The sequence below is a fragment of the Curtobacterium sp. Curtsp22 genome (genome assembly GCF_059492135.1).
This window is the reverse complement of sequence record NZ_CP168519.1, coordinates 1,285,989-1,300,976: the sequence shown is the minus strand read 5'-3', so window position 1 is coordinate 1,300,976 and position 14,988 is coordinate 1,285,989. Positions and strand designations below refer to the sequence as shown.

Genomic DNA, 14,988 nt, shown 5'->3' with positions numbered 1-14,988 from the left:
GCGTGAGGGGGGTCCCGGCACGGCGTCGTGCACCGGCGGGACGGTCGCCTCCAGCCTAGCGAGCACGCGTACGCTCGCATCCGTGACCGACACGACTGTGGACAAGACGACCGCCGACCGCACCGCTGTGGAGTTCTGGTTCGACCCGAACTGCCCCTGGGCCTGGATGACGAGCCGCTGGGTCGGCGAGGTCGCCCGGCACCGCGACCTCGACGTCACCTGGAACGTGATGAGCCTGTTCGTCCTCAACGAGGACCAGGACGTCCCGGACACCTACCGCGAGCGGCTCGTGGCCGGGCAGGTCTACCCGCGCATCGTGACCGCGGCACGGCTCCGCCTCGGGCAGGAGATCGTCAAGCCGCTCTACGACGCGCTCGGCGAGCACATCCACCACCGCCAGGAGCAGGACCCGGAGCAGGTCGTGCCGGCGGTGCTCGCGGAGCTCGGCCTCGACGCCGACCTGCTCGAGTACGCCTGGACGGACGAGGTCGACCAGGCCGTGCGCGCCAGCCACCAGGACGGCATCGACCGGGTCGGCCAGGACGTCGGCACGCCGGTCATCGCCGTCGAGGGCACCGCCTTCTTCGGCCCGGTCATCTCGCCCGCGCCGAAGGGCCAGGAGGCGCTCGACCTCTGGGACGGCGTCGTCGCGGTCGCCAAGTACCCGGGCTTCTTCGAGCTCAAGCGCTCGCGGACCGTCGGCCCGATCTTCGACACCACCGACTGACGTCGGCCTGACGGCGCAGCCACGCGGCGCGGATGGCCGCCGCACAACCGGAGCGCATCCGAACCACGACAACGTCCGGTTCGGATGCGCTTTCGTTGTGCGCGGGGGCCAGGAGGCGCGGCTCGCGTCCGCCCCGCCGGCCCGGCCCGGCCCGGCTCAGGCGAGCGGGAGCCGCATGAGCGTCAGGTCGAGCCAGCGGTCGAACTTGCGTCCGACCTCGGGCACGACGGCGACCGTGTCGAACCCGAGCTTGGTGTGCAGCGCGATCGACCCGGCGTTCTCGCTGCAGATCCCCGCCATCAGGACGTGCCGCCCCTCCGCCCGTGCCCGTGCGACGAGGGCGTCCATGAGCACGGTCGCGATGCCCCGCCCACGGAACGCCTCGACGACGTACACGCTGTGCTCCACCGTCAGCCGGTACCCCTGGTGCGGCCGCCACTGCGAGTACGTCGCGTAGCCGGCGACCTGCCCATCGACCTCGGCGACGAGGACCGGCCAGCCGTCGGCGCGACGCTCGGCGAGCCAGCCGTCGAAGTACGAGCGCGGGTGCGGCTCCTCCTGCCAGATGGCGGTGGAGTGCAGGACGGCGTCGACGTGCAGTGCGTGGACGACGTCGAGGTCGCGCGGCTCGCACTCCCGGACGGTGACCGGACCCGACCCGTTCGTCGCATATGCTGTCGTCATGTCTCACATCGTAGACGCACCGGAGTCGGAACCGGAAACGGCGGACGACGCCGACCAACGACGGCTCGGCGAGCGCCTGCAGCGCCTCCGCACGGAGCGGAAGTGGAGTCTCACCGAGCTCGCCGAGGAGTCCGGGGTCTCCCGCGCCATGATCAACCGCGTCGAACGCGGGGTGTCGAGTCCGACGGCGACCATCCTCGGGCGGCTGTCGGGAGCGTTCGGACTCACGGTCTCACAGCTCCTCGACGAGTCCCTCGACCACGAGGTGCCCCGGGCGACCGATCCCGACGACGCGCGGGGCGTCCAGCGCGGCGCGACCGCCGACTCCTGGACCGATCCCGAGACCGGGTACCGGCGTCGACCGATCTCGAGTGCGGCCTTCCCCGCGGACGTCACCGAGGTGCGCCTCCCGTCCGGCCGCGAAGTGGCCTACCCGGCGTCCGCGTACGCGTTCCTGCGCCACTGCATCTGGGTGGTCGACGGAGCGCTCGAACTCGTCGTCGGAGGCGAGCCGACGCGGCTCGCCGCGGGGGACCGCATCGAGCTCGGGGACCCCGCCGACGTCGTCTACCGGAACCCGGGCGAGGAGCCCACGCGGTACGTCGTGGTCGTGGTCCGGGGGCAGTAGTCGCAGGAATAGGATCGATCCCATGCGCATCCACCTCGGAACGGACCACGCCGGCCTCGAGTTCAACAAGACCCTCGCCACCCACCTGACGGAGGCCGGGCACGAGGTGGTGGACCACGGTCCGACCGAGTACGACGCGCTCGACGACTACCCCTCGTTCTGCATCAACGCCGCGCACGCCGTGGTGCTGGACCAGCGTGCGGGCGTCCAGGCGCTCGGTGTCGTGTTCGGGGGGTCCGGCAACGGCGAGCAGATCGCCGCGAACAAGGTCGAGGGCGTCCGTGCCGCGCTCGTGTGGAACGAGTCCACCGCGCTCCTCGCCCGCCAGCACAACGACGCCAACGTCATCTCGATCGGCGCCCGCCAGCACACCGAGGACGAAGCGATCCGGTTCGTCGACCTGTTCATCGCCGAGCCGTTCTCGGGCGAGGAGCGTCACGCCCGCCGCATCGCGCAGCTCGCCGAGTACGAGACCACCGGCCTGATCGCCGGCAAGCAGATCGACCAGTAAGGCCGAGTAGACAAGAGCAATGCCCGAGGGTCACTCCGTCCACCGCATCGCCAACCAGTTCACCCGGCACTTCGTCGGCAAACGCTGCGAGGTGTCGAGTCCGCAGGGACGGTTCGCCGCCGGTGCCGCCCAGCTCGACGGCACGCGCATGGTCGCTGCCCGTGCCGTCGGCAAGCAGATGTTCCTCGAGTTCGAGGGCGACCGGTTCCTCCGCGTCCACCTCGGCCTCTACGGGGCGTGGGACTTCGCGGGGGACCTCTCCACCGCCGGGGCGCTGTCGGACGACGACGGCGAGGAGTCCCTGACGTCGATCGGCGCTCCCCGTCTCGCCCGCTACCGGATGGCCGAGCAGGAGAAGGTCGAGGACCCGATCGAGGCGTTCCCGCCGGACCCCGTCGGGCAGGTGCGCGTGCGGCTGCTCACCGAGGACACGGTCGCCGACCTCCGCGGCCCGACGGCGTGCGTCGTCGAGGACCCGGCCGGCGTGCAGAAGGCACTCGACAAGCTCGGCCCGGACCCGATCAACGACGACGGCCCCGAGGCCGAGAAGACCTTCGTCGACAACGTCCGGAAGCGGAACGTCGCGATCGGGCAGCTGCTCATGGACCAGGCCGTCGTGAGCGGCATCGGCAACATCTACCGCGCCGAGCTGCTGTTCCGGCAGCGCATCGACCCCTACAAGCCGGGCAAGCAGCTCACCGTCAAGCAGGCGAAGGCGCTCTGGCACGACTGGTCGAAGCTCCTGCACGAGGGCGTCCGCGACGGCCTCATGCTGACCATGGACGGCCTGTCGAAGAGCGAGCACGCGAAGGCCGTCCGGTCCCGGAAGGACCGGCACTGGGTCTACCACCGCGAGGGCGAACCCTGCCGGGTGTGCGGCACCGAGATCCGGATGGCCGACATGGCCGGCCGCAAGCTCTACTGGTGCCCGAAGGACCAGAAGTAGCGCCGGTCAGACGTCCCGGTACGTGAACCGTCCGGCGATCGCGGTCCCGAGGACCCGCGCCCGGCGGAGCGGTTCCGAACCGCTCGCCGTGAGCGGGTCCGCCTCGAGCAGCACGAGGTCCGCGACGTCGCCGACGGCCACCCCGACCCGACCGCCCTCGGTCGACCCGCGCCAGGCCGTCAGCGCGCCGAGGCGTTCGGCCGGGTGCCACGGCTCGCGGCCGTCCCGGTCGCGTCCGACGGCCGCGGCCATCGACACCCACGGGTCGAGCGGCGCGACCGGCGCGTCCGAGCCGAGCAGCAGCCGGGCACCGGCACGGTCGAGGGACGCGAACGGGAACGCTCGCTCGGTCATCCCGGCCCAGTAGCGGTCGGCGATGTCGCGGTCGTCCATCGCGTGCTCGGGCTGCACCGACGCGGCCACCCCGAGCCGTGCGAACCGCTCCAGGTCGGTGTCCGCCAGCAACTGCGCGTGCTCGATCGTGCCGCGTGCGCCGACGGCCTCGAAGACGTCGAGCGCGAGGGTGTTCGCCCGGTCGCCGATCGCGTGCACTGCGGGGACGAGCCCGGCGTCGACCGCCCGACGGACCATCGCCACGAGGTCCTCGAACGACCACACGAGCACGCCGTCGCCGGAGGCCGTCGCCGCCGTCCGGGTGCCGAGCGAGCCGTCGGTGATCACCTTGAACGGGCCCGTCCGGACGAGCCCGCGAGTGCCCTCGACGACGTCGCCGGTGCGGAGTCCCCGTCGGATCGCAGCGTCGAGGTCGGCCGGGTAGACCCCCGAGTCGACGCGGAGGCCGTCCGTGCCGGCCTGCACACGGCGGGTCCAGCGGTCGAGTCCGAAGGTCATCTCGAGGTCGGTCACCCGGGTCACGCCGCGGGCGGCGGCCGCCTCGACGGCGTCGGCGACGAAGCCGTCGAGCACCTCGTCCGGCACGCGGGAGAGCGCGCCGGTCACGTCGAACGCGTCCTGCTCGCGGAGTACCCCGTCGTCGCCGGCGACGAGCGGGCGGCCGACGACGCCGGAGAAGTGCTCCAGCGCCGCGGCGTTGCACCAGACGGCGTGCAGGTCACCGCTGATGACGACGATCGGGAGGCGCGGCTCGATCCGGTCGAGCAGCGCACGTCGTGCGGGGCGGGGCCACATCCCGTCGCGGTAGCCGTGTCCGATCAGGACGCGGTCCGCCACACCGGTGCGCGCCACCTCCGCCAGCAGGTCGGCGGTCGCCTCCGCCGAGTCGCAGGCCGACACGTCGACGCGACGGCGGACGAGGGCCCACTGGTCGAAGTGCACGTGGTGGTCGACGAGCCCGGGACCGAGCCAGGCGCCGGCCGTCTCGACGACGTCGGTGTCGGCGTCCGTGGGGTCGAGCGTGCCGGCCGGCGCGATCGCGGTGACCAGCCCGTCGACGATCCGGACGTCGGACGGGGCGCCGGACGTGCCCACCCGCCGGACGGTGCGGAGCAGGATCTCCTTCACCGCGCCTCCAAGCCGTGTGCACGCTCCATCTCGTCGGCGAGTGCCGGCGAGGCGTACGGACCGTCGCCGCGCAGCCCCGCGACGATCCGGTCCACCACCTCCGGTGCCTTGTTCTGCGAGAGCTTCGCGCGGGCGTCGAACCGGGTGACGCGGATGCGGATCCCGACGGTGCCCTTCGCCATCCGGCGTGCCGTCTCCTCGTCGACCTCGAGGGAGACCGGCTCGGGCATCACGCGCTCGAAGTGGTCGACGAGTTCACCGAGGACGCGGAAGTTCTCCTCGTCGGACAGGATCTCCGGCGTGCCCCAGCAGTGCGCCGTCACGTGGTTCCAGGTCGGCACGAACTGCTCCGGCGGGTACCAGGCGGGCGAGACGTAGCCGTGCGGGCCCTGGAACACGACGAGCACCTCGTGTCGACCGAGTTCGTGGGCCACCTCGTCCGGGCGGCCGACGTGCGACACCAGGACGAGCTCGTCGGGGTCGGCAGCGTCGCCCGCTGTGGGCGTCTCGAGCAGGAACGGGTAGTGCGACGCGACCAGCCCGGCCTCGGTGTGCGAGACGATCGTCGCCCACGGGTTGCCCCCGATGAGGCGTCGCACCTCGTCGACGTCGGTCATCAGGAAGTGCGGTGTGTGTCGCATGTCCGCCAGCGTGGCACACGCGGTGACCACGGCGCGAGGGCCGCCGTTTCCGGTGTGTTTCAGAACGGTAAAGCTTTCAGAGATCACTGAAAGAAGTCTTGTGTTCGGGTTTCCGCCGGGCCTAGCTTCTCGGTCAACGACGACCGGGCCGGACCCGGGAGCGGGACTCGAGGAGCACACATGCGACGCAGGACGATCGCCGCGCTGGCTGCAGCAGCCACGCTGGCGCTGGTGGCCACGGGCTGTTCGGCCACCGGGAACGCGGACGACCAGGCCGGCTCCGGCGGGAGCCTCGTCTACGCCACCGGCGAGCCCGACCACCTCACACCGGGTCGCCAGACGGTGGCCTTCACCCAGGTGCTCAGCCTGTTCGCGCCGCTCACCGAGACCGACTCGAAGGGGAAGCTCCACGACGTCGCCGCGAAGAGCGTGGAGTCGACCGACAACACCACGTGGACGATCACCCTCCGCGACGGGTGGACGTTCCAGAACGGCGAGGAGGTCACGCCGGAGAGCTACGTCAAGGCGTGGAACCACACCGCCTACGGCCCGAACGCGTGGGAGAACAGCGGGGAGCTCGCCGCGATCGTCGGCTACGAGGACCTCAACCCGGCGTCCGGTACGCCGAAGACGAAGGAGATGTCGGGGCTCAAGGTGACCGGGAAGGACACCTTCACCGTGACGCTCGACCACGCGGACAGCCAGTTCCCGCTCCAGCTCAGCCAGGCGCAGACCGCGTTCTACCCGATGCCCGAGGCCGCGTACGAGGACCTCAAGGCCTACGACGCGAAGCCGATCGGCAACGGCCCCTACGAGATGACCGAGGCGTGGAAGGCGAACCAGCCGTTCACCGTCACCGCGTGGAAGGGCTACGAGGGCACGAAGGCGAAGACGAAGGACGTCACCTTCAAGAGCTACTCGGACATGAACACCGCGTACACCGACGTGCTCGCGGGCAACGCCGACGTCCTCTTCCTGCCGGCGGACAAGATGACCAGCGCCGGAGCGGACTTCGGGGACCGCCTGCACTCGTTCGACGCACCCGGCATCGACTACCTCGGCTTCCCGCTCTGGGACGAGCGCTACTCGGACCCCGACGTGCGCCGGGCCATCTCGATGTCGATCAACCGCAAGCAGGTCAACACGGCGATCTACGGCGGGCTGTACGAACCCGCCACCGCGCTGACCCCGCCGAACATGTCCGGGACCGAGGAGGGCATCTGCGGCGAGGCGTGCGAGTTCTCCCCGTCGAAGGCCAAGGCGCTGCTCGCGAAGGCCGGTGGCTTCGACGGCACGATCACCCTCGTCTACCCGGGCGGCAACGGCCTCGACTCGCTCTACCAGGCGTACGCGAACCAGATCCGGCAGAACCTCGGCGTCGACACCGTCGCGAAGGCCACCACCGACTGGGCCTCGTACTACTCCGAGCTCACCGACAAGAAGATCGAGGGGCCGCACTTCGGGCACTGGGGCGCGCTCTACGCCAGCCAGCAGAACACCCTCCGCGCACTGTTCACCTCGGCCGGTGGATGCGCCCCCTGCACCGGCTACTACCAGTCGGACGAGGTCGACCAGCTCCTCGCGAAGGCGGACTCCGCCGGCTCGCAGGACGAGGCGAACGACTACTACGCCCAGACGCAGAAGGCCGTGCTCGAGGACTTCCCGATCGTCCCGACGTTCTTCGACAAGTACTCGTACGTGGTGAGCGACAAGATCGCCTCGCTGCCCGCGGTCGACGGCAGCCCGGTCGTCCCCGCGATCACCGTCAAGTAGGGACCGGCACCACCGCATGGACCAGCGCACCATCCTCCGCCTCGTCGCCGAGGTCCCCGAGCACGAGGGCTTCCCGCTCGTCGACGACCTGCACGCCCGGTTCGACGCGCTCGCCGCGGCCCACCCCGAGCAGGTCACGGTCACCCGGATCGGCACCAGTCGGCTCGGCGAGCCGCTCCACAGCTACCGCATCGGTTCCGGGTCGCACGCCGCCGTCGTCGTCGGCGGCGTGCACCCGAACGAACCGATCGGCTCGTGGACGGCCCTGCACCTCGCCGAGACGATGGTCGGCGACGAGGCGACGGCCCGGGCACTGGACACGACGTGGCACATCGTCCCGACGATCGACCCGGACGGCATGCGGTTGAACGAGGCGTGGTTCCGCGACCCGTTCGACCGGGCCTGGTACGCGCGGCACTTCTACCGTCCGGCACCGGACAGCCAGGTGGAGTGGACGTTCCCGAACAGCTACCGGTCGGTGTACTTCGACCAGGTGCTGCCGGAGACCCTGGCGTTCATGCGGCTCATCGACGACACCCGGCCGGACCTGCTCGTGTCGCTGCACAACGGCGAGATGGGCGGGGTCTACTACTACCTGTCCGAGGACCTACCGGACGTGATCGACACCCTGCACGCGGTGCCTGCTTCGCTGGGGCTCCCGCTGGACACGGGTGAGCCGGAGTCGCCGTACCTGCGCGAGCTCGCCCCGGCGGTGTTCGCGATGGACGGCATCGAGACGGCGTACGACTACCTCGAGGGCCTCGGCGTCGACCCCGGCGAGCACATCCACGGGGCGTCCAGCGCCGCGTGGGCGATGCGCCACGGAGCGCTGTGCATGGTCGCCGAGCTGCCGTACTGGAGCCACCCGGACGCCGACGACCAGACCCCGACGGCGGAGTCCTACGCGGATCTGCTCCGCCGCTGCGCAGACGACCTCGGTACCTCGGGCGCGGAACTGCAGGAGATCCTCGACGACGCCTCGCCGATGCTCACGATCGAGTCACCGTTCCTCGAGGGGTCCCGCGCGTTCATCCCGATGATCGCCGGGATGACCGACACCGACCGGGCCCGCGCCGACCGTGAGCCCGCGGACCGGACGGCCACCGTCGCCGAGCGGTTCGGCTGCGAGGACCTGGTGCGCTGCTTCCGCCTGCGGTACGGCGGGATGCTGCTCCGGGCACTCGAGGCCGAGACGACCGCGGGGACCGCGCCCGCGCCGCTGCGGCGGCTCCGCGACCGCCTCGCCCAGCGGTACGCGACCTGGCAGGCCGACGAGGCGACCGGCGCGGAGCCGATCCCGATCAGCAAGCTGGTGGGGGTGCAGTTCGGCGCGATCCTCGCCTGCGCGAGTCACGTGGCGGGGCCGACCCGCGCCTCCCGTCCGTCCCTCGCGACGGCCGTGCCAGGAGGCGCGTGATGCGCCCGGCGCTCGCCGTCGGTCGCCGGGTCGGCGGCCTGGTCGTCGTCTTCCTCGGGGTGACCTTCCTCATCTACGCGATGACGTTCGCGCTGCCGGGAGACCCCATCAAGGCGCTCGGCGGCGACCGGCCGCTCAGCGACGCCGTCGTCCGGGCGCTGCGCGCCGAGTACCACCTCGACCAGCCGCTGTGGCTGCAGTACGTGCAGTACCTCGCGGGGCTGTTCCGCGGCGACTTCGGCACGGACTTCAGCGGCCAGTCCGTCGGCGAGCAGATGGCGTCGCGCTGGCCGGTCACCATCACGCTCGCGCTGACGGCCTGGGCGATCGAGATCCTGCTCGGCATCGGGCTCGGCGTGGTCTCGGCCCTCCGCCGCGGGACCGTCCTCGACAAGACGGTCCTGGTCGGGACGATCGTCGTCGGTGCCGTCCCCGTCTTCGTGCTCGGCGTCGCGCTGCAGCTCGTGTTCTCGGTCCGGCTCCACTGGTTCCCGGTCGCGGGCGCCACGGCGGGGTGGCCGACGGCCTACGTGCTGCCCGCGTTCGTGATCGCGCTGTTCGGTCTCGCGGCGGTGTCCCGGCTGACACGGACGTCGATGATCGAGACGCTCGACGCGGACTTCGTGCGGACCGCCCGGGCGAAAGGACTCGCGCCGGGACGGATCGTCGGCGTGCACGTGATGCGCAACTCGCTCATCCCGACGGCGACCTACCTCGCCACGGACCTGGGCTACCTGATGGGCGGGACCGTGATCATCGAGGGCATCTTCAACCTCCCCGGTGTCGGGAACCTGCTGTTCCAGGGCATCCGGTCGCACGAAGGGGCCGTCGTCGTCGGCATCTCGACGGCACTCATCCTGGTGTTCCTCGTCACGAGCGTGCTCGTCGACCTGCTGCACGCCGCCCTCGACCCGCGCGTCCGGACAGGAGCCTCCGCATGACCACCTCCGCCATCGGCGCGACCGTCCCGTCCTCCGTCGTCACGAAGCGGCGTCCCCTGCGCGCCGCCGTCCGTCGTCCGGGGTTCTGGCTGCCGGCCGGGGTCCTCGCCGTCGTCGTGCTCGTCGCCGTTTTCCCGGGGTTCTTCGCCGGCTTCTTCGGCCACGGCGACCCGCGGGTGTGCGACCTCGGTCGCAGTGGCGCCGCGCCGATCGGTGGCCATCCGTTCGGCTTCGACCTGCAGGGCTGCGACGTCTACGCCAACGTCGTCTACGGCACGCGGTCGTCGATCGCCGTCGCCGTGCTCACCACGGTCCTCGCCGGGGTCGTCGCCGTCGTCGTCGGCACCGTCGCGGGCATGGTCGGCGGCTGGGTCGACGCGGTGCTCGCGCGGCTCACCAACGTGTTCCTCGGCTTCCCGTTCCTGCTCGGCGCCGTCGTCGTCCTGAACAGCGCGGGGGAGCGCTCGGTGCTGACGGTCTCGCTCGTGCTCGCGCTGTTCGGCTGGCCGACGATGGCCCGGCTCGTGCGGTCGAGCGTGCGGAGCGTCCGGAACGCCGAGTTCGTGCTCGCCGCGCGGACGATGGGGCTCTCCACGTGGCGGATCACGACGCGGTACGTCCTGCCGTCGTCGATCTCACCCCTGCTCGTGCTCGCGACGATCACCGTCGGCGGCGTCATCGTGTCGGAGTCGTCCCTGACGTACCTCGGCATCGGGCTCGAGAGTCCGGCGATCTCGTGGGGACTGCAGCTCTCCGCCGCGACGAGTCAGTTCCTCCGAGCGCCGCACATGCTCGTCGCACCCGCGGTGTTCCTCGCCGTGACGGTGCTCTGCGTCATCGCGCTCGGGGACACGCTGCGCGCCGCGCTCGACCCCCGACGGCGCTGATCCGTCAGACTCGACCCACCGCCCCTCGAAAGGACCACCGTGACAGACACCCTCGCCGCCTACCGGAAGACCCTGCCCTACATCCACGAGTGGGTGTCGTACAAGGTGTGGCAGCTCCGCGTCCCCGGCGTGCAGGTCGCGATCGGGTACGGCAACGAGGTCCTCTTCGACGAGGCCTGGGGCTACGCGGACGTCGAGGCCGGGCGCCGCCTCACCACCACCGACCTGTTCCGCATCGCCTCGCACTCGAAGACCTTCACCGCCACCGCGCTCCTGCAGCTCGCCGAGCGCGGGTCGCTGCGGCTCGACGACACGGTGGGCACGTACGTCCCGGCGCTCGTCGACGGCGGCTCGCCCCTCGCCGACGCCACGATCCGGGAGCTCATGGAGATGGGGGCCGGCGTGATCCGGGACGGTCACGACGGCGACTACTGGTCGCTGCTCCGGCCCTTCCCGGACGAACAGGAACTCCTCGCGCTCGTCCTCGACCGCGGGCAGAAGGTGCCCACCGGATCGTCGTTCAACTACTCGAACCTCGGGTACTCCCTGCTCGGGCTCGTCATCGCCGCGGTGTCCGGTCGGTCGTACAACGACTTCGTCCGCGAGTCGATCACCGAACCGCTCGGCCTGCGGAACACCGGGCCCGACTGGGACCCCGCGCGCGCCGACGACTTCGTGGTCGGGTACACCGGGTTCCACGTCGCTCGGCAGCGTCGGCGGATCGACCACGTCGACACCCGCGCGATGGCAGCGGCGACGGGCTTCCACGGCACCGCCTCCGACCTCGTCCGGTACTTCTCGCAGCACGTCATCGGGCAGGGCACCCTGCTCGACGACCACTCGAAGCGGCTCGCGCAGCGTAAGGCGTGGAGCGCGACGGACGACCCCGCGGCGCGCGGCTACGGCGCCGGGTTCATCGTCGACCGGATCGGCGGTCGCGAGATCCGCGGCCACTCCGGCGGCTTCCCCGGGCACATCACGCAGTCGATGTTCGACCCGGCCTCCGGTCTCGTCGTCTCGGTGCTCACCAGCGCCGCGGCCGGCCCGGCGACGCTCATCGCCACCGCGATCATCCGGATCCTCGACGCCGCGGCGGACGACGACGCCCCCGGGACGCCGGTACCCGACGACGTCGACACCGACACGTTCACGGGCCGCTTCGCGAACCCGTGGGGCGTCACCGACATCGCCCGGATCGGGGACCGACTCGTCGAGGTCGACCCGTCGGGCCCCGAGCCGCTCGACACCCCGACCCGGCTCGAGGTCGTCGACGCCGACACGCTCCGGATGACCCACGGCAACCGCTTCGGGTCGATCGACGAGGACATCACCTACGCGCGCGACGCCGACGGCACGGTCCGCTCGATCCGCGGAGGCGGCGGCATGAGCCAGGAGCCCTGGACGATCCCGTCCGAGCGGCCCGAGGTCGCGGCGGGACTCGAGCCGTGAGCGACGACGCCCGCAGCGGCGCGACCGGCGTCCACAGCGACGAGGCCACCGTCGACGACGTCGTCCTCGAACCGGAGCGGCAGACCTTCGTCGAGGAGTTCGCCCTCATGCTCAACGACGCCGCGGGCATGCCCCTCACCGACGCCCGGGTGCTCGGGTACCTCATGATGACGCGCGCCCCGCACTCGTCGTCCGCCGACCTGCAGGCCGCCCTCGGCGCCAGCTCGGGCTCGGTGTCGATGGCGACCAGGCGGCTCGTCGACTCCGGCTTCGTGAAGCGACACACCGTCCCCGGCGAGCGCAGCCACTACTTCCGCGCCGAAGCCGACGTGTGGGGGTCCTGGCTCGCGAGCGAGCGGAAGTACCTCGACCGCCAGCGCGACATCATCGGCCACGGTCTCGCCGTCGTCGAGGCGGCGGGCCGGACCGGTTCCGGCGACGTCGACGCCGAGGTCCGCGAGCGCCTGCTCAACGGCCGCGACTACATGCAGTGGCTGCAGGGCTACCACCGCAAGATGCTCGAGGAGTGGGAGGCGTTCAAGGACGCCCGCGACCACCCCGACCGATCGGAGACTCCATGAGCGACGTCCTCACCGTCGAGCACCTCAGCGTCACGTTCGACGTCGACGGCACCGTGGTCCGAGCGGTCGACGACGCCTCGTTCACCGTCGGTCGTGGCGAGGTGGTCGCCGTCGTCGGCGAGTCCGGCTCCGGCAAGAGCATGACCGCGATGACGGCGATGGGCATCGCCCCGGACGGCGCACGTGCCACCGGCAGCATCCGCCTCGGTGACCTCGAGGTCCTCGGCGCCGACGAGCGCACCCTCCGAGCCGCACGCGGCCGCCGGGTCTCGATGATCTTCCAGGATCCGTCCGCCGCACTGAACCCGGTCTTCACGGTCGGGTTCCAGCTCGCCGAGGCCGTCCGTCGCGCCGATGACGGCCTCGACCGTGCCGCGGTGCGGGAACGGTCGCTCGACCTCCTCCGCGCCGTCGAGGTCCCGGAGCCCGAACGCCGACTCGGCCAGTACCCGCACGAACTCTCCGGCGGCCAGTGCCAGCGCGTCATGATCGCGATGGCGCTCGCGGCCGACCCGGACCTCCTCATCGCGGACGAGCCGACGACCGCGCTCGACGTGACCGTGCAGGCCGAGGTCCTCGACGTCCTCCGCCGGCTGCGCGAACGCACCGGGACCGCGATCCTCCTCATCACGCACGACATGGGCGTCGTGGCGGACATCGCCGACCGCGTGGTGGTCATGCGCCGCGGAAGCGTCGTCGAGACCGGCTCGGCGCGCGCGGTCTTCGCCGCACCCGCCGCCGACTACACGCGCGAACTCCTCGCCGCCGTCCCGCGGATGGGCACCGGTGCGGTCCAGGAGGCGCGGGTCGGCCCCGCCGCGGAGGTCGCCACACCCGTCCTGGACGTCCGGCACCTCGTGGTCGAGTACGGCGGAGCACTCCGTGGGCGCTTCCGTGCGGTCGACGACGTGTCGTTCACCGTCGGCCGGGGAGAGATCGTCGGCCTGGTCGGGGAGTCCGGCAGCGGCAAGACCACCATCGGCCGAGCCGCCGTCGGACTCGCACCGATCACCGCGGGCGCCGTCCTCGTCGAGGGGACGGACGTGGCGGGCGCGCACCGTGCCTCCCGGCGTGCCATGCGCCGTCGCGTCGGCGTCGTCTTCCAGAACCCGCTGCGTTCCCTGAACCCGCGGTACACGGTCGGGCAGACGGTCGCCGAACCGCTCCGGCAGATCCTCGGACTGCCCGCGGACGAGGTCCGGGAGCGGGTGGAGCGCCTGCTCGCGGACGTCGGGCTCGACGGCGGCTTCCGCGAGCGCTTCCCGCACGAGCTCTCCGGCGGCCAGCGGCAGCGCGTCGCGATCGCCCGTGCCGTCGCGTTGGACCCCGCGCTGCTCATCGCGGACGAGCCCACCAGCGCGCTCGACGTCTCCGTGCAGGCACGGGTGCTCGACGTCTTCCGGGAGCTCCAGGAACGACTCGGGTTCGCCTGCCTCTTCGTCACGCACGACCTGGCCGTGGTGGACACGCTCTGCGACCGGGTCGTGGTGCTGCACGGCGGACGGGTCGCCGAGCAGGGGAGCCGCGACGCGATCCTGCGCGCGCCGCGGGACCCGTACACGCGGCGGCTCATCCAGGCGGCACCCGTGCCGGACCCGGTCGAGCAGGCCGCGCGTCGCTCCGAACGGCTGGCGTCGCTCGGCGCGTGAGCCCCGGACGACCGGGTCAGCGGACCTCGGCGGAAGACCAGAGCGACGAGACGCCGGTGCCGACCGGGCGGAGCAGGGGCACGGCGACGAGGACCGCCGCCGCGAGGAACGCGATCGCCTGCAGCAGGCTCGGGATCGCGTACACGACGACGAGCACCGCTTGTGCGGTGGACGGCGGCGGGACCGTCTGCGTGAGCAGTGCCGCGATGAACCACAGGGCAGCGGCGATCGTCACGATCCAGCCGAGCGCGCGCTGCGGTCCGCGCAGACCACGGACGGTCAGCACGCCGAACGCCACGAGCGCCGCCCGGGCGATCCAGTAGAGCGCGGCTGCGATCGGCCCGGAGACAGCCCAGGCGAGGGCGAACGCGAGCACGGCGACCCCGAACGCGAGGGCGCGGCGGTCCCGGGAACGCAGGGCGGCGACGAGCACGACCGCTCCGCAGACACCGGCGACGACCGTTCCGGCGAGCCGCAACGCCGCCGGGCCGAAGGCGAGGACCCCCCACGCGTCGCCGAGCCCCTCGGCACCGAAGACGAGCGCTGCGACAATGGCGGCCGCCGACGCGACCCGGACCCCCGTGGTGTTCCCCATGGCCCACACGGTACGCCGGTGCGGGGGATAACCCCACCTCCGGTTCGGGAGGGGGCAGGATGGGGGATCGAGCCGGT

At 71.8% G+C, this 14,988-nt stretch carries 15 protein-coding genes; 11 read left to right on the top strand and 4 right to left on the bottom strand.

The window, feature by feature from the left end; translation table 11 throughout:
• Window positions 1-166 precede the first annotated feature (166 nt).
• Window positions 167-727, top strand: a complete 561-nt coding sequence (locus ACEN8D_RS06135) for a mycothiol-dependent nitroreductase Rv2466c family protein (RefSeq protein ID WP_217637385.1) — start codon at window positions 167-169, stop codon at window positions 725-727.
• A gap of 156 nt (window positions 728-883) precedes the next feature.
• Here the strand turns inward: ACEN8D_RS06135 and ACEN8D_RS06130 are convergent, their stop codons facing one another.
• Window positions 884-1,411: a GNAT family N-acetyltransferase gene (locus ACEN8D_RS06130; protein WP_309888660.1), complete on the bottom strand. Its 528-nt coding sequence runs from the start codon at window positions 1,409-1,411 to the stop codon at window positions 884-886.
• On the opposite strand from ACEN8D_RS06130, the gene ACEN8D_RS06125 reads away from it, so the two are divergent.
• The 3 genes from ACEN8D_RS06125 to ACEN8D_RS06115 are packed head-to-tail and all read left to right on the top strand — an operon-like array spanning window position 1,410 to window position 3,496.
• Window positions 1,410-2,039, top strand: a complete 630-nt coding sequence (locus ACEN8D_RS06125; RefSeq protein WP_413399963.1) for a helix-turn-helix domain-containing protein — start codon at window positions 1,410-1,412, stop codon at window positions 2,037-2,039. The genes ACEN8D_RS06130 and ACEN8D_RS06125 overlap by 2 nt on opposite strands.
• Before the next feature lie 22 nt (window positions 2,040-2,061).
• The gene (locus tag ACEN8D_RS06120) at window positions 2,062-2,550 is read left to right on the top strand and encodes a ribose-5-phosphate isomerase (RefSeq protein ID WP_413399964.1); all 489 of its coding nucleotides are present in this window, start codon (window positions 2,062-2,064) and stop codon (window positions 2,548-2,550) included.
• 19 nt (window positions 2,551-2,569) lie between these two features.
• Window positions 2,570-3,496, top strand: coding sequence for an Fpg/Nei family DNA glycosylase (locus tag ACEN8D_RS06115; RefSeq protein ID WP_309778998.1), 927 nt, complete (start codon window positions 2,570-2,572; stop codon window positions 3,494-3,496).
• Window positions 3,497-3,502: 6 nt separating this feature from the next.
• On the opposite strand, the gene ACEN8D_RS06110 is transcribed toward ACEN8D_RS06115, so the two are convergent.
• Together ACEN8D_RS06110 and ACEN8D_RS06105 are read right to left on the bottom strand one after the other, a co-directional pair.
• Window positions 3,503-4,978 carry an amidohydrolase gene (locus ACEN8D_RS06110; protein ID WP_413461265.1) on the bottom strand — a complete coding sequence of 492 codons (1,476 nt, stop codon included), beginning with the start codon at window positions 4,976-4,978 and terminating at the stop codon, window positions 3,503-3,505.
• Window positions 4,975-5,619, bottom strand: coding sequence for an FMN-binding negative transcriptional regulator (locus ACEN8D_RS06105; RefSeq protein ID WP_413399659.1), 645 nt, complete (start codon window positions 5,617-5,619; stop codon window positions 4,975-4,977). The genes ACEN8D_RS06110 and ACEN8D_RS06105 overlap by 4 nt, the downstream gene beginning before the upstream one ends.
• A 180-nt stretch (window positions 5,620-5,799) precedes the next feature.
• Here ACEN8D_RS06105 and ACEN8D_RS06100 point away from each other — a divergent pair, with 180 nt between their 5' ends.
• The 7 genes from ACEN8D_RS06100 to ACEN8D_RS06070 are packed head-to-tail and all read left to right on the top strand — an operon-like array spanning window position 5,800 to window position 14,316.
• Window positions 5,800-7,392 (top strand): peptide ABC transporter substrate-binding protein, encoded by a 1,593-nt coding sequence (locus ACEN8D_RS06100; RefSeq protein WP_309888675.1) that lies wholly within the window; start codon window positions 5,800-5,802, stop codon window positions 7,390-7,392.
• 16 nt (window positions 7,393-7,408) lie between these two features.
• On the top strand, window positions 7,409-8,809 hold the full coding sequence (locus tag ACEN8D_RS06095) for a M14 family zinc carboxypeptidase (RefSeq protein WP_413461266.1): 1,401 nt from the start codon (window positions 7,409-7,411) through the stop codon (window positions 8,807-8,809).
• Window positions 8,809-9,750, top strand: coding sequence for an ABC transporter permease (locus tag ACEN8D_RS06090; RefSeq protein WP_092384060.1), 942 nt, complete (start codon window positions 8,809-8,811; stop codon window positions 9,748-9,750). Before ACEN8D_RS06095 ends, ACEN8D_RS06090 begins: the two co-directional genes overlap by 1 nt.
• Complete coding sequence (locus ACEN8D_RS06085) at window positions 9,747-10,637, top strand: ABC transporter permease (RefSeq protein WP_413398430.1); 891 nt, start codon at window positions 9,747-9,749, stop codon at window positions 10,635-10,637. Before ACEN8D_RS06090 ends, ACEN8D_RS06085 begins: the two co-directional genes overlap by 4 nt.
• Before the next feature lie 39 nt (window positions 10,638-10,676).
• Window positions 10,677-12,086: a serine hydrolase gene (locus ACEN8D_RS06080; protein WP_309779005.1), complete on the top strand. Its 1,410-nt coding sequence runs from the start codon at window positions 10,677-10,679 to the stop codon at window positions 12,084-12,086.
• Entirely contained in the window at window positions 12,083-12,667 is a 585-nt protein-coding gene (locus tag ACEN8D_RS06075; RefSeq protein ID WP_309779006.1) for a GbsR/MarR family transcriptional regulator, read from the top strand. Before ACEN8D_RS06080 ends, ACEN8D_RS06075 begins: the two co-directional genes overlap by 4 nt.
• Complete coding sequence (locus tag ACEN8D_RS06070; protein WP_413398431.1) at window positions 12,664-14,316, top strand: dipeptide ABC transporter ATP-binding protein; 1,653 nt, start codon at window positions 12,664-12,666, stop codon at window positions 14,314-14,316. The genes ACEN8D_RS06075 and ACEN8D_RS06070 overlap by 4 nt, the downstream gene beginning before the upstream one ends.
• A 16-nt stretch (window positions 14,317-14,332) precedes the next feature.
• Here ACEN8D_RS06070 and ACEN8D_RS06065 read toward each other — a convergent pair whose 3' ends face one another.
• Window positions 14,333-14,911 carry a hypothetical protein gene (locus tag ACEN8D_RS06065; RefSeq protein WP_413398432.1) on the bottom strand — a complete coding sequence of 193 codons (579 nt, stop codon included), beginning with the start codon at window positions 14,909-14,911 and terminating at the stop codon, window positions 14,333-14,335.
• Window positions 14,912-14,988 lie beyond the last annotated feature (77 nt).